Source organism: Clostridium sp. USBA 49 (assembly GCF_900167505.1).
In the GTDB taxonomy this organism is placed as follows: Bacteria; Bacillota; Clostridia; order Clostridiales; family Clostridiaceae; genus Clostridium_AT; species Clostridium_AT prolinivorans.
The window spans coordinates 78649-102655 of sequence record NZ_FUYD01000003.1; the positions used below are offsets into that span (position 1 = coordinate 78649).

Below are 24007 nucleotides of genomic sequence, written 5' to 3' on the forward strand. Positions count from 1 at the left end.
AGTGAAAATAGGAGTATTGTCCCTTCAAGGTGGTGTAACAGAGCATATTAACCATTTAAAATCTCTTAATTGTGAAGCTATAGAAGTAAAAATGGCTGAAGATTTAGATGACTTAGATGGAATTATTCTTCCTGGTGGAGAAAGTACAACTATTGGCAATTTACTAAATAAAACAGGCATTTTTAATAAACTTAAAGAAAAAATATTAAATGGGCTATGTGTTTGGGGAACTTGTGCCGGAATGATATTACTTGCAAAAGAAATTGCCAATGATAATAACAGATATTTACAGGTAATGGATATAACTGTTGTTAGAAATGCTTATGGCACTCAAATTAATAGTTTTTCTACTGAAAAAATAATAGAAGAAGTTTCTAAAGAGCCAATACCATTAGTATTTATAAGAGCACCATATATAAAAAATGTAGGAGATAATGTAAAAATATTATGCAAAGTAAATGATAATATAGTTGCAGCAAGACAGAATAATATTTTAGCAACATCTTTTCATCCTGAATTAACAGATAACCTAAAAATGCATGAGTATTTTATAGAAATGTGTAAAAATTTTAAAAAATAGTTTTTAAAATTCACCTTTTCAATACTAAAATATGTAATAAAAATACAGTAAAGAATTTGTATTAAATTTGTGTAAAAACTTGTTAAATATGTATTTATACTGTATAATAATGGTATGTTTTATTTTTAACAATATATTGAAAGGGGTGAATAAATGCCCATTGTAGAGTGTAAAAATGTAATTAAAAACTTTAATTTAGGTAAAGTTAAAGTAGAAGTTCTTAAAGGAATAACACTTGAAATTAATGCTGGTCAATTCACTGCTATTGTAGGAGAATCTGGTTCTGGCAAATCTACTTTTTTAAATGTATTAGGCGGACTTATGCCTTATGATTTTGGTGAGATTATAGTATCTGGAACAAAAATAAAAAACTTGAACGAAAACCAATTAGCTTTATTTAGAAGAAATCATCTAGGTTTTATATTCCAATCATATAATCTTCTGCCTCAACTTACGGCACTAGAAAATGTTGAAATGCCTTTAATTTTTTTAGGTGTCCCTAAAAAGCAAAGAGAAAAAAAAGCCTTAGAAATACTTGAAAAAGTAGGACTTAAAGATAGAATTAATCATAAACCTAGCGAACTTTCAGGTGGGCAGCAGCAAAGGGTGTCTATTGCAAGAGCTTTAGTAAACAGCCCTGAACTTATTTTAGCAGATGAACCTACTGGTAATCTTGATAGTAAAACAAGCATTGAAATTTTAGATTTATTAAAAGAGTTAAATAAAAGTCTGAATATGACTTTTGTAGTTGTAACTCATTCCAGTCAGGTTTATAACTATGCTGATCGAATTATCAAAATGAAAGATGGCTATTTAGAAAGTGGGGATAATTTATGAAAAAAAAATATATAGCTTTAAGTTTAGCTTGTGCTTTAGTATTAAGTGTACAAGTTACTGCAAAAGCCGAAGATATTACAAATGCAGCTGAATTAAATCAACCTGTTTCTATAAATAATATACAGTCTAAAAAAATATTGATTACAAATGTCTCAAGCAGCGTTAATGAAGTAACTCCAGGTCAAATCTTTGAACTTAAATTTAAACTTGAAAACAATAGTAATAATAAACTTGAAAATGTATCTTTAAAAATTGCAGGTGTTGAAGGCAAAAATTTATTAACGGGTTTTTCTCCTGTGGGAACTACTAATGAAATATATGGTGGAACTATAAACAAAAAAGGAAGCAAAGAACTTTCCATAAAACTTATAAGTGATCCTTCTTTAAAGGTTGGTCTTTATAATTTTATAGTAAGTGTAACTTTTAATTCTCCTGGGAAACCTCAAGAAGAGATAAATAAAATTATAGGTGTTGTTATAAAAAATACTCCAAAGTTAATTATTACTTCTCTTGATATAAACGATAATAAAATCTATTCAAATTTTATTAATGCAGGAAAAGGTCCTCTTAGTAATGTTTTAATAAATTTTAAAGTTAATGATAAAACCTATTCTAAGTATTATGGTACTTTAGATTCAGAGGTTGAAGATAGTTTTGAGGAAAATATAGAACCTGTTTCTTCAGATACTAAAGGTGTCTTAGAAATATCTTATATTGACGAAATGGGTGTTGAGGGAAAAGTTACTAAAGAAATTGATATAAAGTCTTCTGAAACTCAAAAAACTGCTGTTTCTTCAAAGGAAGAAAACAAAAACTCTTTTTGGTCATTTATAAAGAAACTTTTTGGAATTGGTGGTTAAAATGAGATTTAATGACTTATTTCAGCTTATATGGAAAAACCTTTGGAAGAGAAAAAGCAGAACAATATTTACTATGATTGGTGTAATTATCGGATGCATTGCAATATTTACAATAATTTCTTTAGGAAATGGTTTTGAAAAATACATAACGCAAGAGCTTGGAACTGTATTTGATACTTCTGTTATATCAATATCTCCTGCTATTCCACCTTCTATGTTTGGTGCTCCAGTTAGCTCTGAAGAGAAAAAACTTAAAACAAAACTCGATGATAAAGTTTTAAAAGATCTTAAAAATTATGATTTTGTTAAGTATGTTGTGCCTAAATTAAATGATTATGGAATTTTAGAATATAAAAAAATATCTACAGGTGTAAGCGTAACTGGTATGCCTATGAAAAATATGTCAAAAGATGATAAACTTCAATTGGGAAGATTTGCCGTAGACAATAAAAATGAATGTGTAATTGGATATAAAATAGCTTTAACGCTTCTTGGATATAAAACTACTGATAAACCTGAAGAAAGTCAATTAAATAAGATACTTAGAAAATCAGTAAAACTAAAATTTTCTAATGAAGCAGATCCTTCCTCTAATGAAAAAATAGTAAATCTTATGATTGTAGGTATATCTAAAGAAAGTGCTATGGATGATTTTGTTATAAAAACTCCTTTAAAAGTACTTGAAGATGTTCAAAAATGGAAATCTCAAGATGCTCCAAATAAAGAAGATAAAGGATATGATAATGTAGAAATTATTCTTAAAGATATAAACAAAATAGATGAAGCTGAAAAAATTTTAAAAGACAATGGATATCAAGTAAATTCTTTTAAAGAAATTCAAAAAAGTATAGGAAGTTTATTAAATGGCGTAAAGATTGTACTTGCATCACTTGGTGGAATATCACTTCTTGTTGCATCCTTTGGTATAACAAATACTATGAATATGGCTATATATGAAAGAAAAAAAGAAATTGGAGTTATGAAGGTTATAGGTGGAAGTGTAAATGATATTAAAAAAATATTCGTAGGGGAAGCTTGCACTATTGGACTTATGGGGGGAATTGCAGCATTAATTATAGGTTTTATTATAAACTTTATAATTAATATTTTAATGAATTTTTATATGAAACAAAATGGAGGGCTAACAAATGTAAAAATAGCCTCAGCAAATATTGGCTTAATAATGTTTATACTTTTATTTAGTACATTTATAGGTTTTATATCAGGAATACTTCCTGCATCAAAAGCAGCAAAACTTGATGTAATAAGTTCTATTAAAGATGAATAAAAAAGGCTTTACTAAGTAAGCCTTTTTTTATTTAAGTTAATTATAAAAATCTACTTTAATGTGATAGTAAAATAATTATTTCCTTAAGGTGCCATGTTTTGCATTGTTTGCGTAAAGCCTACACTAATAAGTGAAAAAATCAAAAGTACTGCCCATATTATTATTACTATAATAGCAGCTTTTTTCCTGCTTAGTTTAAACACAACCGAAATGCCTATGGCAAGTAAAACTATTCTCCAAAGCCCAAATATATTAAAAGCCTTTATAAGTGCATCTCCTATGGTTACATTAGCTGTTATACTATTAGTATTTAATTTAGAAATTGCAGATATTAAATTTCCAACTGCCACAGGATAATAAGCAAGTACATATGTTGATACCATTTGTTTATATGTTCCATTACCGCCAAAGATTTTAGCTAATGCAAAATAAATTGCAGAAGATAGATAAATTAATATAAGCAAACTTATTATTCCTGTTATAATTACAACTACAGGTGATGTCATAACATCTGTAATACCTTTTGCCATTTGAGCAGCCGAAGGATCAATTCCCTGAATCTGCTGATCCATGGTTTCTTGTACTATTTTTTTTGAAACTTTAGATGAAACTACACTTGTTATACTTGATATTATAGCTATAATAATAAGGTTAATTAAATACTTTGGTTTTTCAATAAACTGCTCAAAAAGCTTCTGTGGTTTAATAAAAAAGAATTTAATCTTTTCTACTAAAGTTAAACTTTTTTCTTGATTTGACATTTCATTTGACTCCATAAATACATCCCCCCAAATATATGCGTTCGTTTTTATTTTAACATAGTTTTTACGAAAATACTATAATTTTTTGTAAAATATAAAAATATTTAACACTAATTGCAATTGTTAGTTTTTATTTTAAGTTTTTTAAAAATAGACTGTTAAAAAACTACTAGCATAAATTTGAGGTAATGTAAAAAATTTTTGTTATATTCTTACTATTATTTTAAAATATTAATTATAAATTATAATTTAAAAATTTTATGCATACAGGGTTTGGAACAAAAATTTCATTTAAGCCTTTTGTTAATTTACCTGTATTTTTATCTCTATCAAAAATTAAAATATTGCTGGAATTTTGATTAGCAGCTAAAATAAAATCTCCATTAGGAGCAATTTCAAAATCTCGTGGAAATGAACCTTCTGTACTTATATGTGATATAAGTTTTAACCTTCCTGTAACACTATCTATGCTAAAAATTGCAATGCTATCATGACCACGATTGCCAGCATACAAATATTTCCCATCACAAGATATATGTATTGCACTCGCAATACTTTCCCCTCTATAATTTTCAGGAAGTGTACTAATATATTCAATTTCATTAAGTGTATTATCCTTTAAAGAATATTCAAAAGTTATAATCTCACTTGTAAGTTCCGTAATTACATAAGCAAATTTTCCATTTGGATGGAATTCCATATGCCTTGGACCACAACCAGGTTTTAATTTTTTAGAAAGTCTCTCTTCTTCTTTTAATTTTCCATTATCAAATGCATACAAAGCCACTTTATCTATACCTAGATCAACAGCACAAAGATATTTTTGATCAGGAGTTAAAGATGAATAATGTATATGTGCCTTTTCTTGCCTTTCTTTATTAGGTCCTGAACCTTCATGTTTAATTACAAAAGAATTAGGTTTGATTTCTCCATTTTCACCTATTGGGAAAACTTCTACAATACCTCTATGATAATTTGCAGAAAATAAAAATTTATTTTCCTTATCTAAACTGACATGACAAGGCGAACTTCCTTTTGATAATTGATAATTTATAAGATTTAATTTACCCGTTGAAGTATCAATTGAATAGGCAGCCACACCACCCATATCATCCTTTTTCATAACAGAATAAAGATATTTATTATCCGAACTTATAGCTAAATATGTAGGATTTTCAATTTCTGCTGCAAGTTCTGCATTTTCTATTTTTTTATCTTTTGTATCTACTGTAACTTTATATATCCCTTTACTTTCACCAGTTGTATAAGTGCCAATGTAAGATATAAATTTAAAATTATTTTCCATAATATATCCCTCTTTCTTTATTACTTAAAAAAATGAGCGGCAGACTTTCCTGCCACAACACCACCAAGACTTAAAAATAAATTTAAACAAATGTTTAAAACACCTAAAATATATTTCCCGCTACTAAAAAAGTTAATAGTTTCATAACTGAAAGTTGAAAATGTAGTAAGCCCTCCCATAATACCTGTTGTAAGAAATAATTTTAAATTAGGTGGAATTAAGTCTGATATAAGACTTAATTCCATTATAAATCCAATCAATATACCTCCTGATATATTAACTATTAATGTCCCATATGGAAATTGATTCCCACAGCTTTTAGCTAAATTAGAAGATACAATATATCGTACACAAGCACCAATAAAGCCGCCTATTCCTACATAAAACAATTTCTGCATATTTTTTTCATTCTCCATACAATAAATTATATAATAAAAATTTAACTTTAATTATACTTTAAACCATAGATGCAATTTCTCTTCCATATTGTCTGCATCTTTCTAAAGCTTCTTCATCAGGTACCCATTTTTCTTTTATTCCATCATTTAATATTTCAAATCCACCTTTTTTAAGCTCTTCAGTAATCATTTTTACACTTTCTCCGCCCCAGCCATAGCTTCCAAAAGCTGCTGCTTTTTTCCCTTTAAATCTAAGTCCTCTCATCATTTCTAAAATACCTGCTGTAGAAGATAAAATACCATTATTTATAGTACATGAACCTACAAGTACAGCTTTTGATTTAAATACTTCTGTTATAATATCATTTTTATCAGATTTGCCAGAGTTAAATAATTTAATATTAACATTATTATCTGCTGATTTAATACCCTCTGCAATTGCTTCAGCCATCCTTCTTGTACTATTCCACATTGTATCATATATTATAGTTATTTGATTTTCTTGATAATTTTGAGACCATTCCATATATTTATTTATTATCTGAGCAGGATTCTCTCTCCATATAATCCCATGACTTGGGCATATCATATCAATTGGTAAATTAAGTCCCATAACTTCTTCAATCTTTTTTGTTACAAAAGAACTATAAGGTGTTAATATATTAGAATAATATTTTATAGCCTCCTGCATAAGTTCAGCATAATCCACTTTATCATTATACATAAATTCTGACGCGTAATGCTGTCCAAAAGCATCATTACTAAAAAGTATATTTTCACCATTATAATATGTAAACATAGTATCAGGCCAATGAAGCATTCTTGCTTCTATAAATGTTAATTTATTTTTACCAATATCTAAAGTATCTCCAGTTTTAACAGTTACAAAATTCCAATCTTTATGATAATGCCCTTTTATTATGTCTTTACCATTTTTAGTGCAATATATTGGAGTATCCGGTATTTCTTTAAGCAATTCATCTAAAGCTCCGCTATGATCTATTTCAGCATGATTTACTATTATATAGTCTATTTCATTTAAGTCTATTTCATTTTTAAGATTTGAAACAAATTCTTTAGAAAATGGTGCCCACACTGTATCTATTAAAACAGTTTTTTCATCTCTTATTAAATATGAATTATATGAGCTTCCTCTATGTGTAGAATATTCTTCTCCATGAAAAGTTCTTAATTCCCAATCAATTTTACCTACCCATGTAACTTTATCATTAATTTTAAAACTCATAAAAATACCTCCCTAATTTCAATAAATTTATTATATTTTTCTAAATATAATTATAAATACCAATTTGAAAGCTTAAATTGCCTTCTAATAAAATAAATCTGTATAATATTATAACTCTAATGTAATGTATTATTTATATTAAGTCAATAAACTATATTAATTTTAAAAATATATTAACTAATAAATATAAAAAATCTTTAGTAAAATAAGTTATTTACAAATATAATTTTTAAATAACGTCAATAAATAGTAGCAATAAATATTTATTTTTAATAATATATAATACAAATATTTAACTTTATTTTATAAATAGCAAAATTTAATTAATTAAATGAATATATTATATTGTAAAGGAGTTGAGATGTTTATGATAAAAATATATATTAGTCCAAGTACTCAAGAAAATAATGTTGGAGTATTAAATTATGGAACAGAAAAAAAACGAATGAATGAACTAGCTGATATAGTTGTACCTCTTTTGGAATATAATAATTTTACAGTTTATAGAAACAATCCAAATATGTCTTTGCAGAAAGTGGTTGAAGATAGTAATAATAAAAATGTAGATGCTCATGTAGCTTTACATTCAAATGCTGGTGGTGGGAGTGGATCTGAAATTTATTATACAAGTAATGCTGGGAAATTATTAGCTTCAAGTTTATATAAGTATATAGAGCCTCTTACCCCTTCTAAAGATAGAGGCATAAAAAATACTAATAAACTGTATGAATTAAATAATACAAAGGCTCCAGCAGTTTTAATAGAAATATCTTTTCATGATAATAGAGATGATGCTCGATTTATTATAAATAATATGCCTTTAATAGCTGAAGCTATTGTAAAAGGTATTTGTGATTATTTTAATGTAACATTTAAAAAACCACAACCTCAAAAATCTCAGCAAAGCAGTAAAACAGGAAAATTATATAAAGTTCAAGTAGGTGCTTTTTCTAAAAAAGAAAATGCTGAAAATTTAACAAATAAACTTAAATCTCAAGGATATAGTGTATATATGTATAAAGATACTGATAGCTTATATAAAGTTCAAGTAGGCGCTTTTTCTAAAAAAGAAAATGCTGATAAATTAGCGTCAAAATTAAAAGCAGATGGCTACAATACATTCGTATATGAAGATTAAACTTATAATAAAAAGACTAAGCCAATTTTATATTGATTTAGTCTTTTTGATTTATACAAAATAAAATTTACTCTTAAATTTTAATAATAAAATATTTTTTATTTATAAAAGATTTATACCTGCATTTTTGCACTTCTCAATTGTATCGCTATCCCAAAGAGATACTTGCACTTCGCCTATATGAGCTTTTGCAAGCAATAGCATACATAGCCTTGATTGTCCTATGCCTCCCCCCATTGTTAATGGAAGTTCTCCATTTAAAAGCATTTTATGAAACGGAAACTTACGTCTATCATCACAATTTGCTTTTGTCAACTGTTCATCTAAAGCCTTTGCATCAACTCTTATTCCCATAGATGAAACTTCAAATGCTCTTTGTAAAATATCATTCCAAAATAGAATATCTCCATTTAAAGACCAATCATCATAATCAGGAGAACGTCCATCATGTTTTTCTCCTGATTTTAATTTATCTCCTATCTGCATAATAAAAGCTGTTTTATGTTCTTTTAAATAAGCATTTTCACGTTCTTTAGGAGATAATAAAGGATACATATCTTCAAGTTCATAAGTTGTTACATAACTTATATTTCTATCTAAGACAACTGGAATTTGTGGAAATTCTTCTTTTAGTTTATCTAATGTATCACAAATTGCATTTACAATTAATTCCACAGTTTTCTTTAAATACTCTATATTGCGATCTTCTTTTCTAATAACCTTTTCCCAATCCCATTGATCTACATAAATTGAATGTAATTCATCTAATTCTTCATCTCTTCGAATTGCATTCATATCTGTATATAATCCTTCCCCAGCACTAAATCCATATTTATATAAAGCCATTCTTTTCCATTTAGCTAGAGAGTGTACTATTTCTGCTTCAGTTTTAATTTCCATAATATCAAAACTTACTGGGCGTTCTATTCCATTTAAATTATCATTTAGTCCTGTTGAAGGATCTACAAATAAAGGTGCTGACACTCTTTTAAGATTTAAAGCTTCTTTAAAATTATCTTCAAAAATTCTTTTAAGTTTTCCTATTGCAGTTTGTGTTTCATAAAGGTTAAGCACAGATTTATAACCTTTGGGAATTATTAATTTACTCATTATTTCAACTCCTTTGAAAATTTTATAAATATACTTGCTCTTTAAATATTTAAATAATATTTATTATTTAAATATCAACAAGATTTTTCTTATAAGAATAATAAAGCTCTCTTAACACTTTCATTTTCATATCTAATTCAAGTTGAAGATTTGATAATTTATCATAATCCTCTGAAGCTGAAGCTTCTTTTATTCTTGTAAATAAACTTTTACTTGTATAAGTATCTTTCATAAGATACATTCTTAATTCATTAATAGCCATCCAATTGCTTATATCAAGATCCAATGCTTTTTCTGGATTATGAAGCATCTTAAAACTTCTTATTTCGTCCATATAATTGGATATAATTCTATTATTTATTTCAGTTACCCATCTCTTAATTACTGCCATTTTATAACTTTCAATTATTTTAGAATTAAGAATTTCACCTTGATTTAAAACAGCAAGTTTTTCAGGATATTTAGAAAAAGCAGAGATATTTTCAAATACTGTTGCCGGAGCTTTACCAAATATAGCTTCTCTTTCTTTTTCTGAATAATGTTCAAATACATCTTCCTCTGACCTATAAGCTCTTCCTTTTTCTAAATAATCTGCATCCTCCTCTGGAGCTTTAGAAATCTCTTTAAGAAGATCATCTTCATTTTTAGAATTTTCTAATGCATACTTTATACCATCTATCATTGTTAAATACATAGTAGCAAGTGATAAATAAGTATTTGTATGAGGATTTGGGGCTCTTAGTTCAAAACGTGTAGCTAAAGGGCTTTGAATATCTCTTACTAAACCAATCAATACAGTTCTATTTCTAGATGGTTCTTCAACAGCATGACCTAAAGATGTAACTATACAAATTGGAGCTTCAAAACCAGGTTTTAGCCTTCTTAAAGAATCATTAGTTGCAGATACAAATGGATTAATTACTTCATAATTTTTTAATATTCCCATTAATGAAGCATAACCAAATACACTTAAATAATGTTTTTTAGTAGCAGTAAACAAATTAATTCTTTTCCCATTTTTAAGTTTTAATGCCATTCCTATATGAGTATGCTTTCCACTTCCTGCAACCCCTTCTATAGGTTTTGCTTGAAATGTAACATCCAGACCATTTCTTCTAAATACTTCTTTTACTAATGTTCTAACAAGTAAATCATTATCTGCAGCTTGAATGGCATCTGAATATTTCCAGTCAATCTCAAGCTGTTCCATTATATGGTTAAATTTACCTGATTCATCTATTTTGCCTTTAACTCCTCCAACTTCTTTATGTCCCATTTCAGGATCAAGTCCATATTTATTCATAAACATCAAACATTGTTCAAGAGAAGTTCTTACAGCTCCTTTTGTTCTTTTCCAATATTGTTCTTGAAGTGCTTGTGATGTAGATAATGCTTCTATTTCTTCCATTTCAGCTATATCATTAGGTGTCTTTACCCAAAATTCAAGTTCTGTAGCTGATGTAGCAACTACATCTTCTATATCATCAACAGATATACCATAATCTTTTAAAGTATGAGGATATTTTTTTAAAAGTGAAAAAAGCGTAGTTTTAAAATATTCAATAGATTTTTTTAATATATTTCTTGAATCAACAGCCTTTCCTTCATGAATAAGAAAGCATGGAATTCTTAGTGTACCTACTGGTTTCCCTGTTTCTTCGTCAATATTTTCAAAATTGTAATCAACATACCAATTAACATCTAAATCTGCAACCATATCTATTTTAGCGTTATTTATTGTTGCTATTCCTGGAAGAACAACAGATGAACCGTCAGTTTGAACAGAACCTTTTAAAAATGTAGTTATGTCATCAAGAAATATTTTTACAGGTATTTTTTCATCTGTATCATTCCCAGATAAATCTATTCCTACTAAAGAAACAAATTGTATTTCAGGATGAGATTTTAATATATTTGTAATTGTATCTTCTGAATGATTTTCTTTAGGAATTGTAAATATTAAATCTTTTAACATTATAAAACCTCCAATATATTATTAAAATATAAATATATTTATTTCATAAGATATTTGTCTACTGATTCTGCTGCCTTTAATCCATCACTTATTGCTCTTACTACAAGTGATTGTCCAGTTCTCATATCCCCTGCTGCAAAAATACCTTTTACAGATGTCATATAATTTTCATCTGTATATACATTACCTCTGTTATCAAGTTTTATATCAAGTTCTTTTAGCATACCTTCATATATTGGGTTGCTAAATCCCATAGCTATAAGCACTAAATCAACATCTTGTTCAAATTCGCTGCCTTGGATTTCTGTCATAATAAATTTCCCATTTTCATCTTTATCCCATCTTACCTCTGCTCCATAAAGCTTAGTTAATTTACCGTTTTTACCTTCAAATCTCTTTGTTGTAATACACCATTTTCTTATGCATCCTTCTTCATGAGAAGTAGATGTTTTTAATGTTCTTGGAAATTCAGGCCATGGCATAGAATCATCTCTACTTATAGGAGGTTTAGGGAGTATTTCATATTGATAAATTTCCTTTGCACCTTGCCTTCTAGCAGTTCCTATACAATCAGAACCTGTATCTCCTCCTCCTATAACAACTACAACTTTCCCTTTCGCATCTATATATTTATCTTTTAATTCTTTTCCGGCATTTTTTCTGTTTTGTGCTGTAAGATATTCCATTGCATAATATATTCCATCAAGTTCCCTTCCTTCTATATTAAGGTTTCTCGGAACTTGACAGCCTCCAGTAAGAATAACAGCATCAAAATTATGTCTTATACTATCTAAAGAATAGTCTTTACCTATTTCACAATTAGTTTTAAAAATTATACCTTCTTCTTCCATAATAGAAATTCTTCTATCAATTATATTTTTTTCAAGTTTAAAATCAGGAATTCCATATCTTAATAAACCACCAGGAGCATCATCTTTTTCAAATACCGTTACTTTATGTCCATAAGAATTAAGCTTTACAGAAACCGCCAATCCTGAAGGTCCAGACCCTATTACTGCAACTTTTTTACCAGTTCTTACTCTTGGAATATTTGGTTTAACCCAGCCTTTTTCATAAGCTTTTTCTATAATTGCTAGTTCTATATCTTCAATAGCTACAGCTTCCCTGTTAATACCTAAAGTACAAGAACCTTCGCAAAGAGCTGGGCAAACTCTTCCAGTAAATTCTGGGAAAGGATGAGTAATAGATAATCTTTTATAAGCTTTTTCCCATTGTCCTAAATATACCATGTTGTTATAATCTGGTATAAGATTTCCCAAAGGACAGCCATAATTGCAAAACGGTGTACCACAATTCATACATCTAGCCCCTTGAATTTTGAGTTTATCTTCGGGAAGCATTACTTTAACTTCTTTATAGTCTTTTATTCTTTCTTCTATAGGGCGTTTATAGGATGTTTCTCTTTTATATTCCTTAAATCCAGTTACTTTTCCCATATGACAACCATTCCTTTCGCTATGCTCAAGACACAAAATTTATAAATATATACTTCATCATTAAAATATAAACTACTTTTTTAGTTTTTTAGAAGCAAGTATTTCTTTATAAACTGTTGGAATAACTTTTTTAAACTTAACTATATACTCATCCCAATTATCCAATATTTTTTTAGCTTTTTTGCTATTTGTATATTCATAGTGCTCTATTATTATTTTATTAAGAGTATCTATGTCTTCATCTTCATGAAGTTTTTCTATTTCTATAAATTCCATATTGCATTTTTCTGAGAAATCTCCATTTTCATCAAGAATATAAGCTATGCCTCCGCTCATTCCTGCTGCAAAATTTTTCCCTGTATTACCAATAACAACTACAATTCCTCCAGTCATATATTCGCAGCAGTGATCTCCTACGCCCTCTACAACAGCTTGAGCTCCACTATTTCTTACGGCAAATCTTTCACCAGCAGAACCATTTATAAATACTTTGCCACTAGTTGCACCATATAATATGGTATTTCCTGCTATAGTATTTAAATCCTGATCAAAATCTGCATTTTTAGGAGTTTTTATTATTATTTTAGCTCCTGAAAGACCTTTAGCAACATAATCATTGGCATCTCCTTCTAATATTAAAGTTAGTCCTTTAGCTCCAAATGCTCCAAAACTTTGTCCTGCTGAACCTTTGAAATTAAAAACAATAGTATCTTCTAAAAGTCCTTCATGTCCATATTCTTTAGCAATTTTACCGCTAATCATAGCTCCTACTGAGCGATCTGTATTTCTAATTTCAAAATCTCCTTTTACAGGAATTTTCTCTTTAAGAGATTTTTCTGCAACCTGAATTAACTTATAATCTATTGTATTATGCAAATTATTATTTTGAGACATAACACAATAAGGTTTAATTCTAGTAGGCACATCAGGTCTATAAAGTATTGCCGAAAGATCTAAATATTTAGCTTTCCAATGATCAATTTCTGTGTTTATTTCAAGTTTATCGACTCTTCCAACCATTTCATTTATACTTCTAAATCCAAGTTCTGCCATAATTTCTCTTACTTCCATAGCAAGATAAGTAAAAAGATTTATAATATATTCAGGTTTGCCTTTAAAGTTTTTTCTAAGTTCAGGATCTTGAGTTGCTATACCCATTTCACATGTATTCATATGGCAATTTCTAAGCATAGTACATCCCATAGCTACCAATACTGATGTAGCAAATCCAAATTCTTCTGCCCCAAGAAGTGCAGCAATTACTATATCACGTCCAGTTTTTAACTGACCATCTGTTTGTATTCTAACTCTGCTTCTAAGATTATTCATAAGAAGCACTTGATGAGTTTCTGAAAGTCCCAGCTCCCAAGGTATTCCTGCATGTTTTATAGATGATATTGGAGATGCACCAGTTCCTCCATCATATCCACTTATGAGAATAGCATCTGCATGAGCCTTAGCAACACCTGCTGCAATTGTTCCAACTCCTACTTCTGAAACAAGCTTTACACTTACTCTTGCTGATGGATTAACATTTTTAAGATCATATATAAGCTGTGCTAAGTCTTCTATTGAATAAATATCATGATGAGGTGGAGGTGATATAAGATCAATTCCTGGAGTTGAATGTCTTACTTTTGCTATTACTTCATCTACCTTTTTACCTGGAAGCTGCCCTCCTTCTCCAGGTTTAGCTCCTTGTGCCATCTTTATTTGAAGTTCATTTGCATTTACAAGATATTCTGTAGTTACTCCAAAACGTGCTGAAGCTATTTGTTTAATAGCACTTCTTCTGCTATCACCATTTTCATCTTCTATATATCTTGTACGGTCTTCTCCACCTTCTCCAGAATTACTCTTCCCACCTAATCTATTCATTGCTATAGCTATTGTTTCATGAGCCTCTTTACTTATAGAACCAAATGACATTGCTCCTGTACAAAATCTCTTTACTATTTCACTTACAGGTTCAACCTCATCAATTGGAATAGGTGAATTATTTTTCTTAAATCTCAAAAGAGATCTTAAAGTGCAAAGATTTTTAGATTGTTCATTAACAAGACTAGTGTATTCTTTAAATATATCGTATCTGCCTTGTCTTACTGCTATTTGAAGTTTTGATATAGTATCTGGATTAAATAAATGAAATTCTCCATTTTTCCTCCAAGCATACTGTCCACCTGTTTCTAATTCTTTCATTGGTTTTCTTATATTGTTATAAGCATTTTTATGTCTTATAAGCACCTCTTGTGCTATTACATCTATTCCTATTCCTCCTATTCTAGAAGGAGTACCTTCAAAATAATTATCTATTAGTTCTTTATTAAGCCCAATAGCTTCAAATATTTGAGCTCCATGATAACTTTGAAGTGTACATATACCCATTTTAGATAATATTTTAAGTAATCCATGATTTAAAGCATTTATATAATTTTCTTTAGCTTTTTCAGCAGTAATTCCTGTAATATCACCTTCTTTAACCATATGTTCAATAGTTTCAAAAGCTAAATAAGGATTTACTGCAGTAGCACCATAGCCTATAAGCAATGCAAGATGCATTGTTTCTCTCATCTCTCCAGTTTCAACTATTATAGATACTTTTGTTCTTGTTTTTTCTCTTATAAGATGATGCTGTACAGCTCCTACAGCAAGTAAGCTAGGTATAGCTGCATCATAAGCATCTACTTTTTTATCGCTAAGAATAATTATGTTATACCCTTCACTTACTCTCTTAGATGCTCTTTCACAAATCTTTGTTAAAGCTTTTTTAAACCCTTCAACTCCTGTATCATATTTAAATGTTATTGGAATAACTGTACTTTTAAAATTTTTATCTTTTAAATTTTTTATTTTTGCCATATCTTTATTAGTGAGTACAGGACTTTCTATTTCAATAAATGGATTTTCATAAGTTCCCTTATTTAATAAATTTCCTTGAGATCCAATATAATTCATAAGAGACATAACTAATTCTTCTCTTATTGGATCTATTGGGGGATTGGTAACTTGTGCAAAAAGTTGTTTGAAGTAAGAAAATAAAAGCTGAGGTTTATTGGATAACACTGCAAGAGGAGTATCATTCCCCATAGAACCTATAGGTTCTGCTCCTGTTTTTGCCATTGTTCCTAAAATAATATTTAAGTCTTCTAATGTATATCCAAAAGCTCCTTGTTTTTCCATCAAACATTCAGTATTTACTATACAGTCATCTTCGGTTTCTTTATAATCTTCTAATCTTATTTTATTTTTAGCAATCATTTCAGCATAAGGTTTTTCCATACAAACTTTTTTCTTTATTTCATAATCTTCTATAATTCTTCCTTCCTTTGTATCAACGAGGAACATTTTCCCTGGTTTAAGCTTTCCTTTTCTTTCTACTTCTTCAGGTTTAATATTAAGTACTCCAACTTCTGATGCAACTATTACCAATCCATCTTTTGTAACAATATATCTAGCTGGTCTTAACCCATTTCTATCTACAACTGCTCCAACTTGAGCACCATCAGAAAAAATTATTGCAGCAGGGCCATCCCATGGTTCAATTAAAGAAGCATGATATTCATAAAAAGCTCTTTTGTAATCTTCCATTTTTTTATCATGTTTCCATGCTTCAGGTATAAGCATCATCATTGCATGAGCCATACTTCTACCATCACATTCTAAAAGTTCAAATATATTATCTAAAGACTCTGAATCACTACCGCTATTTTTAACTATTGGAAATATTTTTTTAATATCGTCTCCTATTATATCTGACTTAAGAACTCCTTCACGTGCATGCATCCAATTTCTATTTCCTCTTATGGTATTTATTTCACCATTATGAGCTAAAAATCTAAAAGGCTGTGCTAATCCCCAAGTTGGGAAAGTGTTTGTACTATATCTTTGATGCACAACTGCTATTGCACTTTTAAAATTAATATCCTCAAGATCTATATAGTAATTTCCAATTTGTTGAGCTACAAATAACCCTTTATAAACAATTGTTCTGCTTGATAAACTACATACATAAAAATACTCAGAGCCTCTTTTTACAAGCTTGCTTACTTCATTTTCAGTTCTCTTTCTAATAATATAAAGTGTTTTTTCAAATTCTTTTTTACTTTTGCAGTTACTTTCTATAAAAATCTGCCTTATTGCAGGTTCTGTTCCTTTAGCAGTTTCTCCTATTACTCCGTTGTTAACAGGTACATCTCTCCAACCAAGAACCTTTTGACCTTCTTCATATATAATCCTTTCAAAAATGCCCTCACACTGTAATCTTGCAGCAGGTTCTCGTGGTAAAAATACCATTCCAACAGCATATTGATTATCTTTTGGAAGTTTAATACCTAAATTTTCACAACATATTCTAAAAAACTCATCAGGAATTTGAGTAAGAATTCCTGCTCCATCGCCGGTATTTGGATCAGAGCCTACTGCTCCTCTATGAGTAAGATTATTAAGAACTTTTAATGCTTTTTTTATAATACCATGGCTTTTTTCACCTTTAATATTTGCTACAAATCCAACTCCACAACTATCTTTTTCATTACTTGGATCATAAAGTCCCTGTGGTTTTGGTAGACCCATTTCATAATTCATATATTGTCCCCCTATCTATATAACTTCATTAAAAACAACTGAAATTTTTATTTTATAAATGAAATTTATATAAAACAAAAAAACAGCAAAGACACCTAAGGTATAAACCCTACAGCGCCTTTGCTGTTTATGAAAATATTGTATCATTAAATTTTATATCTGTAAATATTAATTTTAAAAAAAATGAAATAATTATATTTAAAAATTTCAAAACAAATTCAATTTTGTATGTCTTATATAAAAACAAATATTGTAGTGAAAGTTTACAGTTTAATTCTTTCATGGATTTTGTTGACAAATTTATGTTTATATTATATTATAATTATAATGAACAAAGGCGTTCACGAAATAATTTATACTATTTCGTGAACGCTATTATTTTATATTGTAATATTATAACATAATCCTTTAAAGGAGGTTTATAAAAATATGACTTATACAATGAAAGAGATTTTACAATTTGTAAAAGAAAATGATGTTAAATTCATTCGTCTTGCCTTTTGTGATATTTTAGGCAATCAAAAGAATATATCTATAATGCCTCAAGAACTTGAAAGAGCCTTTGAAAGCGGCATATCTTTTGATGCTTCTGCGATTTCAGGATTTATGAATGTTGAAAAATCGGATTTATTTTTGCATCCTGATCCTTCAACTTTAAATGTTTTACCATGGAGACCGCAGCAAGGAAGTGTAATTCGTTTCTTTTGTGATATAAAACACCCTGATGATACTGAATATGAAGGGGATACAAGAAATGTTTTAAAACAAGCTATAAAACGTGCTGCAGATATGGGGTATACTTGCAAATTAGGAGCTGAATGTGAATTTTATCTTTTTAAAGAAGATGAAAATGGAAATCCTACAGATACTCCTTATGATGAGGGCAGCTATTTAGATATTTCACCCCTTGATAAATGTGAAAATGTTAGAAGGGAAATTTGCTTAACTTTAGAACAAATGGGAATAATGCCAGAAACATCTCATCATGAAGAAGGCCCCGGTCAAAATGAAATTGATTTTAAATATAGTGATGCACTTACAGCTGCAGATAATTTAATTACATTTAAATCAGTTGTAAAAGCTATTGCCTCTAGAAATGGACTTTTTGCTTCATTTATGCCTAAGCCAATAAAAAATAAAAGCGGAAGTGGACTTCATATTAATTTATCGCTTTTAAAAAATGGAGTTAATATTTTTAAAGATATTAATACCAAAAATAATTCTGAAGCCAAAAGTTTCATAGCTGGTATACTTGAAAGAATATCAGAAATAACAGCATTTTCTAATCCAATTACAAATTCATATGCACGCTTAGGAAGCTTTAAAGCTCCAAAATATATATCTTGGTCACAGCAAAACCGCTCTCAGCTTATAAGAATTCCTGCTGCCAAAAATGAATATTCAAGAATAGAATTACGCTCTCCAGATCCAGTTTGCAATCCTTATATAACATTTGCTCTTATTTTACACGCTGGACTTGATGGAATAGAAAAAGGACTTAAACTTTCTGAGCCAACTGACTTTAATATATACACAGCAGAACACACTAAACTTAACAATTTAAAAATTCTTCCTGAAAATTTAAAAGAAGCACTAGATATATTATCCCAAAGCAATTTTGTAAAAAATTTTTTAGATAAAAAAATGCTTGATAAATACTTAGCTATAAAGCTTGATGAATGGGAAAAATATATAACAAATATAGAAAATGAATATATAGAAAAACAAATGTATTTCAAATTTATTTAAGGCAGAATAAATAGGTAAAGTTGGTGAATGGGGATATGAATAGTGTACTTATTGTTTCAAGTTCAAAAAATACTAAAGTATTTTTTGATGAGCTTTTAAAAAATTCATATGAAGAAATGATAATAGCTAAAAATGGCAGCGAAGCTAGACGAGTTTTAATTGAAAGGACATTTGATTTATGCATTATCAATGCCCCATTATCTGATGAATTTGGAACGGATCTTGCAATAAATATAATAAATACAAATTTAATGCAGGTAATGTTAATTGTAAAAAGTGAAATTGCAGATGAAGTTTCTGCAAAGGTAGAAGATTTTGGTGTATTTGTTATATCAAAGCCTATTAATCGTCAAATCTTTTGGAATGCTTTAAAATTAATGACAGCTGCTCATAACAGAATACGTGGTTTAAAAGATGAAAATACTAAGCTGCAAAAGAAAATCGAAGATATAAAGTTCGTTGATAGAGCTAAATGTGTTCTTATTGAATATTTAAACATGTCAGAAGCACAAGCACATAAATTTATTGAAAAACAAGCTATGGATAGACGAATTACAAAAAAAGACTTAGCAATAGAAATTTTAAAATTTTACGGAAATTATTAAAATTTTTATCTTTATTTTAATATTGTTCATCATAATATTAAGGGAAATCATTAACTTCCCTTAATATTTATTTTTTAAATTAAGTTTTTAATAAATATTAAATTTTTTAGTTTTTTAATCACTATATTAGCATATTAGTATATAAAACTTTTCTAATTAAAACTCATCAATTGTAATTACAGGCATAACATTAATCACAGGTTTTTCATAAGGATGTACCTTTTTTATAGTTTCTACAGCTTTTTTGTAAATCTCTTTCTTGCAAGTAAATTCTACTTTTACCTCTTCAACTTCACATATTTCCCCTCTTTCTCCTTTAAAAGGATTTGCATCTTTAAGAGGTCTCCAAGAACCTTTTACCTTTGAAACTGCCATACAGTAATCATAAATACCGTCAACTGTTAAAGCATCTATTTTGTTTAATTCTTCACGAAGGTTATTAACATATTCCTCCGGTATAAAAGTTTCTATTTTTACTAAACTAAATTCCATATTTTAACCCCTTTCAAACATTTTCTATAATTTACTTAATTATAGCATTTATGTATAATTAATTTATATTAAATTTTTAAAATATAAATTAACCTGTTGTGCTAAATAAAAAATAATTCCTACTTATGCATATTTAGGTTTATTATTCCATGTTTTTAGTGCGTAGCACACTTAGATAGTCCAAATTAAATATTATGGATACATTATCTAAATATTAAAAGAGCCATCTGTTAAAAAGGTTCCAAAGATTGGAATCAGTTTTTTGCTGTATTCCAATTCTTAATTGTTTTTTGTTTATTGTATTATTGTTATTTAGTAAAAATAGAAAAATATGTATTTTTCAATTTATCATCAAAATGAACTAATTTCTTGTTCAAAATCATATAAATCTCGTCACATACTTTTTCTAAATACTCATGTTGATGTGAAGTTAATAAAATTGTTTTACCTTCTTTTTTTAAGTTTGATAATATTGACAAAACTTCAACATTGGTTTGAAAATCAAGTGCGTTAAATGGTTCATCTAGCATTATTATATCTTGATGTTCCATTATTGCTTGCGTAATACCTAATTTTTGTTTCATTCCAGAAGAATAGTTTTTTACTCTTGTCTTATCATTTGGATCTAATCCAACTTTTTTCATACATGTTTTTATATCATTATCAGATATCTTCCCTTGTATATCAGCTAATAATTTTAAATTTGTAAACCCATCATAAAAGTCAATGTATCCAGGTTGATTAACAAATAGTCCAACGTCTTCAGGGAAATTTAAGTCCTTACCTACTCTTCTTCCTCTAACATATACTTCCCCTTCATCTGCATATTCTAAACCTGCTATTATTTTAAATAGAACGCTCTTTCCTGTTCCATTACCTCCAACAATGCCTATAGTTTTTCCAGCTTCAATTCGCAATGATGCATCATCATATAAGACATTTTGCTTGTATTTTTTACATATATTCTTGATCTCAATTATTGACATGTTTTACCCTCCTCACATACAAAAAGATATAATATGCCAAAATAGCTACTATTAAAATGCTCGTTTTGAAGCACAATTTTCCGATTGAATTAACATTATCATACAAGTTAATGATACCAAAATTAATATTTAAATAGTTTATTTGTGGTGCAAGGAAAAAGATAAACTTAACTAACAACATCAAAATAACAGTTCCTACATCATTTATAAAGTTATTTAAAATTTCAAAAATAACAAACTCAAAAAGTAAATTTATAAAGAAAATACTAAGGTAAATATTTAATATTTTATTAGTAAATGCAATTCCAAATGTTTCAAATAGGTAATCACCAACATTTGTGGATCCTCCTAAATGAAATGTCAGATTTCCTATAATGAATAAGCTCAATGTATACAAACAAATGTATTTAATATATTCCTTTGAAAATGCATATTCAAAGGATGCTTTATTCTTAAATCTAATTAAAATTGGCGCTTGACTATATCTTTCCACCCTACTATCTGCAATTCCAATAAAAAACAGAGGTAGCATATACATAATCGTTAATCTCATCCAACCTATAAAAGATATAGAGTTTTCACTTATTCCAAACATAGTGGTCAACATTACATCTCTTATATTAAAACTACGAAATATTTCTAATAATATCAAAACAAGCACAATGCTTAAGGTTATTATTTTTTCTTTTCTTGTAATGATAAATGAATTAAACCCAGAATGCTTTATTTTTTTACCAAAGCAAAACATTACTACTCCTAAGCCAAACAAAATCACTAATATAAATTTTGCAATACCGTTTACAAACAATCCATGGTGAAGCAGTATAAAATTATTAAAACAAACTACAGGTAATATTGTTTTAAGTTCTGTTTTAAAACCTATGAATGTCATAACATAAACAATAACGGAAACAACTATTACTTTCTTATATCCAAATCTATAATTAACATAAGAGAGCAACGACAATAATACCATAAATCCAAAAATATAATATAAAATAATGGAAATTATAGCGATATACGGGCTGTGAAAATTTTCTATATACTTGTTTAAAAGCAAAATCAATTCATTATAACCTGTTAAATCAATGGCTTTTAATTGAAAGTTCAATCCAAATGTTCCAATTCCAATAACAAATAATATTAACAAGTGTAAAATAAAATATACAAATAACCACTGAATGTATTCATTAACAGTACTTCTGATTTGGTGGAATGAATTTCTATATCTTATGATTTCTATCTGACTAATACCTTTTATATGTTTTGCAATAACAATAAATAGAATTGGTAGTACACAGTATAATACATAATAATGGTTTGTGAGAATTATCATTATATAACCCCAAACTCCCATGTTTATATTTTTAAAATATTTTAATTCACGCCCACAAATAAAACACAAAACAAAAAAATTTATAAGGAGCAAAATTTTATTTTCACTAAATATTCTAAAAATGAATCTCTTATTTTTCCCTTTCATAACTACCTCTTAACACCACCCAAGTAATTATGATAATTGTTATGAAAACAAGGATACCCATACATATGTTACTAAATTTCATTGCATCAGGTTTTAGACGGTTTAGAACAAATGTTGTTGTTAGACTGTATTTTGATAAACCTAATATTGAAGTAAAGAAATTTTCTAAAAGAACATATACAAATGGCGTAAGTAAAGCTAAAAATAAATTTTCTATATAAAGTGCCGATATCTGCGCAAATAAGCAAATCAATATTCCTATAAACGCTTTTTGTAATGACCATATTATTCCAAAAGCAATGGGATTCACCATTTGCATTTCTCCAAGAAGATAGCCCATTAAAGTTGGTTTATCCCCTACCTCTATCACATCTGCAATTACATTAGAGAATGTCACACCAACAACATTTACTAAAAATACCATAGTAAAACACATTATAATTGAAGAAGTTATTTGTATAAATAAATATTTACCCTTGGACATTCGCAGAGGTACATATTCTAAAAAATTATCTTTTTTCATAAAAAATATGCCAAAGGCGAATGGTAAACTTACAATCAATCCAAAGAAAAAGTCTATTGGTTCTGAAGCATATTCATATGGGCTTATTTTATAATATATCATGCTATTAGAGTTATAATACGCTATTAATAGCAATAAAGCAGCAACATATATTACACTCGTAATTAGCACAGGCATCATTTGTCTTTTTATAGAATTCAAGTATAGCCTCATCGTATTCCTCCAAGTCTCAATATTTAAAATAGGAGACTATTTATTATAGAATAGTCTCCTATGACTGCTAGTTGCTTTTGTTTGATAACTTATGTAACCTTTACCATTAACTCTACCAACTGTAGTGCTATGATTCAGAGAATGCTTGGGTTGCCTATTGCAAAAAGAATTTAAAAGAATTATTTTCAAGCTTCTGTAGTCAAACTAAATTCAACAGAACCCGTAGGCCATTGCATAAAACCATAGAACTAATAAGACATAAACTCACAAAATGTTTTGGATATCATTATGATTATTTTAGAATCGTAGACAGAATGCCTATATATGCTTGTAAGTTTGGTAGAGCAAGATTTCACAAGACATATAGAGGATGTGTATCATATGAATGTACTATCATAGTAATATAAATAACTTGT

General features: G+C 28.4%; 19 protein-coding genes. 7 read left to right on the top strand and 12 right to left on the bottom strand.

Annotation, left to right across the window (positions count from 1 at the left end):
* The first annotated feature begins 1 nt into the window (after window position 1).
* The 4 genes from pdxT to B5D11_RS04245 all read left to right on the top strand — a co-directional run bounded on the left by pdxT (window position 2) and on the right by B5D11_RS04245 (window position 3565).
* Complete coding sequence (gene pdxT / locus B5D11_RS04230; protein ID WP_078681812.1) at window positions 2–580, top strand: pyridoxal 5'-phosphate synthase glutaminase subunit PdxT; 579 nt, start codon at window positions 2–4, stop codon at window positions 578–580.
* A gap of 153 nt (window positions 581–733) precedes the next feature.
* Window positions 734–1417, top strand: coding sequence for an ABC transporter ATP-binding protein (locus B5D11_RS04235; RefSeq protein ID WP_078681813.1), 684 nt, complete (start codon window positions 734–736; stop codon window positions 1415–1417).
* Window positions 1414–2277, top strand: coding sequence for a hypothetical protein (locus B5D11_RS04240; RefSeq protein WP_078681814.1), 864 nt, complete (start codon window positions 1414–1416; stop codon window positions 2275–2277). The genes B5D11_RS04235 and B5D11_RS04240 overlap by 4 nt, the downstream gene beginning before the upstream one ends.
* 1 nt (window position 2278) lies before the next feature.
* Complete coding sequence (locus B5D11_RS04245) at window positions 2279–3565, top strand: ABC transporter permease (RefSeq protein WP_242942244.1); 1287 nt, start codon at window positions 2279–2281, stop codon at window positions 3563–3565.
* 83 nt (window positions 3566–3648) lie between these two features.
* On the opposite strand, the gene B5D11_RS04250 is transcribed toward B5D11_RS04245, so the two are convergent.
* The 4 genes from B5D11_RS04250 to B5D11_RS04265 all read right to left on the bottom strand — a co-directional run bounded on the left by B5D11_RS04250 (window position 3649) and on the right by B5D11_RS04265 (window position 7276).
* Window positions 3649–4341, bottom strand: coding sequence for a Yip1 family protein (locus B5D11_RS04250; protein ID WP_078681815.1), 693 nt, complete (start codon window positions 4339–4341; stop codon window positions 3649–3651).
* Window positions 4342–4561: 220 nt separating this feature from the next.
* Window positions 4562–5632 (bottom strand): lactonase family protein, encoded by a 1071-nt coding sequence (locus B5D11_RS04255; RefSeq protein WP_078681816.1) that lies wholly within the window; start codon window positions 5630–5632, stop codon window positions 4562–4564.
* 20 nt (window positions 5633–5652) lie between these two features.
* A complete protein-coding gene (crcB, locus tag B5D11_RS04260; RefSeq protein ID WP_078681817.1) occupies window positions 5653–6030 on the bottom strand; it encodes a fluoride efflux transporter CrcB in 378 nt (125 codons plus the stop codon).
* A 58-nt stretch (window positions 6031–6088) separates the two neighbouring features.
* A complete protein-coding gene (locus B5D11_RS04265) occupies window positions 6089–7276 on the bottom strand; it encodes an anaerobic nitric oxide reductase flavorubredoxin (protein WP_078681818.1) in 1188 nt (395 codons plus the stop codon).
* Window positions 7277–7643: 367 nt separating this feature from the next.
* Here B5D11_RS04265 and B5D11_RS04270 point away from each other — a divergent pair, with 367 nt between their 5' ends.
* Window positions 7644–8414, top strand: a complete 771-nt coding sequence (locus B5D11_RS04270) for an N-acetylmuramoyl-L-alanine amidase (protein WP_164850170.1) — start codon at window positions 7644–7646, stop codon at window positions 8412–8414.
* Window positions 8415–8516: 102 nt separating this feature from the next.
* Here the strand turns inward: B5D11_RS04270 and asnA are convergent, their stop codons facing one another.
* The 4 genes from asnA to gltB form a co-directional block, all read right to left on the bottom strand.
* Entirely contained in the window at window positions 8517–9524 is a 1008-nt protein-coding gene (gene asnA, locus B5D11_RS04275) for an aspartate--ammonia ligase (protein WP_078681820.1), read from the bottom strand.
* 67 nt (window positions 9525–9591) lie between these two features.
* A complete protein-coding gene (locus B5D11_RS04280) occupies window positions 9592–11499 on the bottom strand; it encodes a glutamine synthetase (protein WP_078681821.1) in 1908 nt (635 codons plus the stop codon).
* A gap of 38 nt (window positions 11500–11537) precedes the next feature.
* On the bottom strand, window positions 11538–12956 hold the full coding sequence (locus tag B5D11_RS04285; RefSeq protein ID WP_078681822.1) for a glutamate synthase subunit beta: 1419 nt from the start codon (window positions 12954–12956) through the stop codon (window positions 11538–11540).
* Window positions 12957–13028: 72 nt separating this feature from the next.
* A complete protein-coding gene (gltB, locus tag B5D11_RS04290; protein ID WP_078681823.1) occupies window positions 13029–17540 on the bottom strand; it encodes a glutamate synthase large subunit in 4512 nt (1503 codons plus the stop codon).
* Window positions 17541–17969: 429 nt separating this feature from the next.
* On the opposite strand from gltB, the gene glnA reads away from it, so the two are divergent.
* Both glnA and B5D11_RS04300 read left to right on the top strand, forming a co-directional pair.
* Complete coding sequence (glnA, locus tag B5D11_RS04295; protein WP_078681824.1) at window positions 17970–19289, top strand: type I glutamate--ammonia ligase; 1320 nt, start codon at window positions 17970–17972, stop codon at window positions 19287–19289.
* A 35-nt stretch (window positions 19290–19324) separates the two neighbouring features.
* Window positions 19325–19894 (top strand): ANTAR domain-containing response regulator, encoded by a 570-nt coding sequence (locus tag B5D11_RS04300; protein WP_078681825.1) that lies wholly within the window; start codon window positions 19325–19327, stop codon window positions 19892–19894.
* Between the two features lie 156 nt (window positions 19895–20050).
* Here the strand turns inward: B5D11_RS04300 and cutA are convergent, their stop codons facing one another.
* From cutA to B5D11_RS04320, 4 genes are all read right to left on the bottom strand, one after another.
* Window positions 20051–20386 carry a divalent cation tolerance protein CutA gene (cutA, locus tag B5D11_RS04305; protein WP_078681826.1) on the bottom strand — a complete coding sequence of 112 codons (336 nt, stop codon included), beginning with the start codon at window positions 20384–20386 and terminating at the stop codon, window positions 20051–20053.
* Between the two features lie 308 nt (window positions 20387–20694).
* Window positions 20695–21372, bottom strand: coding sequence for an ATP-binding cassette domain-containing protein (locus B5D11_RS04310; protein WP_078681827.1), 678 nt, complete (start codon window positions 21370–21372; stop codon window positions 20695–20697).
* Window positions 21359–22855, bottom strand: coding sequence for a hypothetical protein (locus B5D11_RS04315; protein ID WP_078681828.1), 1497 nt, complete (start codon window positions 22853–22855; stop codon window positions 21359–21361). Before B5D11_RS04315 ends, B5D11_RS04310 begins: the two co-directional genes overlap by 14 nt.
* A complete protein-coding gene (locus B5D11_RS04320) occupies window positions 22839–23591 on the bottom strand; it encodes a hypothetical protein (RefSeq protein ID WP_078681829.1) in 753 nt (250 codons plus the stop codon). Before B5D11_RS04320 ends, B5D11_RS04315 begins: the two co-directional genes overlap by 17 nt.
* Window positions 23592–24007 lie beyond the last annotated feature (416 nt).

Excerpts from the sequence above, each read along its gene's own strand:
- B5D11_RS04235 (WP_078681813.1), top strand. The coding sequence starts at position 734 with ATGCCCATTGTAGAGTGTAAAAATGTAATTAAAAACTTTAATTTAGGT.
- B5D11_RS04240 (WP_078681814.1), top strand. The coding sequence starts at position 1,414 with ATGAAAAAAAAATATATAGCTTTAAGTTTAGCTTGTGCTTTAGTATTA.
- B5D11_RS04245 (WP_242942244.1), top strand. The coding sequence starts at position 2,279 with ATGAGATTTAATGACTTATTTCAGCTTATATGGAAAAACCTTTGGAAG.
- B5D11_RS04250 (WP_078681815.1), bottom strand. The coding sequence starts at position 4,341 with ATGGAGTCAAATGAAATGTCAAATCAAGAAAAAAGTTTAACTTTAGTA.
- B5D11_RS04255 (WP_078681816.1), bottom strand. The coding sequence starts at position 5,632 with ATGGAAAATAATTTTAAATTTATATCTTACATTGGCACTTATACAACT.
- crcB (WP_078681817.1), bottom strand. The coding sequence starts at position 6,030 with ATGCAGAAATTGTTTTATGTAGGAATAGGCGGCTTTATTGGTGCTTGT.
- B5D11_RS04265 (WP_078681818.1), bottom strand. The coding sequence starts at position 7,276 with ATGAGTTTTAAAATTAATGATAAAGTTACATGGGTAGGTAAAATTGAT.
- B5D11_RS04270 (WP_164850170.1), top strand. The coding sequence starts at position 7,644 with ATGATAAAAATATATATTAGTCCAAGTACTCAAGAAAATAATGTTGGA.
- asnA (WP_078681820.1), bottom strand. The coding sequence starts at position 9,524 with ATGAGTAAATTAATAATTCCCAAAGGTTATAAATCTGTGCTTAACCTT.
- B5D11_RS04280 (WP_078681821.1), bottom strand. The coding sequence starts at position 11,499 with ATGTTAAAAGATTTAATATTTACAATTCCTAAAGAAAATCATTCAGAA.
- B5D11_RS04285 (WP_078681822.1), bottom strand. The coding sequence starts at position 12,956 with ATGGGAAAAGTAACTGGATTTAAGGAATATAAAAGAGAAACATCCTAT.
- gltB (WP_078681823.1), bottom strand. The coding sequence starts at position 17,540 with ATGAATTATGAAATGGGTCTACCAAAACCACAGGGACTTTATGATCCA.
- glnA (WP_078681824.1), top strand. The coding sequence starts at position 17,970 with ATGACTTATACAATGAAAGAGATTTTACAATTTGTAAAAGAAAATGAT.
- B5D11_RS04300 (WP_078681825.1), top strand. The coding sequence starts at position 19,325 with ATGAATAGTGTACTTATTGTTTCAAGTTCAAAAAATACTAAAGTATTT.
- cutA (WP_078681826.1), bottom strand. The coding sequence starts at position 20,386 with ATGGAATTTAGTTTAGTAAAAATAGAAACTTTTATACCGGAGGAATAT.
- B5D11_RS04310 (WP_078681827.1), bottom strand. The coding sequence starts at position 21,372 with ATGTCAATAATTGAGATCAAGAATATATGTAAAAAATACAAGCAAAAT.
- B5D11_RS04315 (WP_078681828.1), bottom strand. The coding sequence starts at position 22,855 with ATGAAAGGGAAAAATAAGAGATTCATTTTTAGAATATTTAGTGAAAAT.
- B5D11_RS04320 (WP_078681829.1), bottom strand. The coding sequence starts at position 23,591 with ATGAGGCTATACTTGAATTCTATAAAAAGACAAATGATGCCTGTGCTA.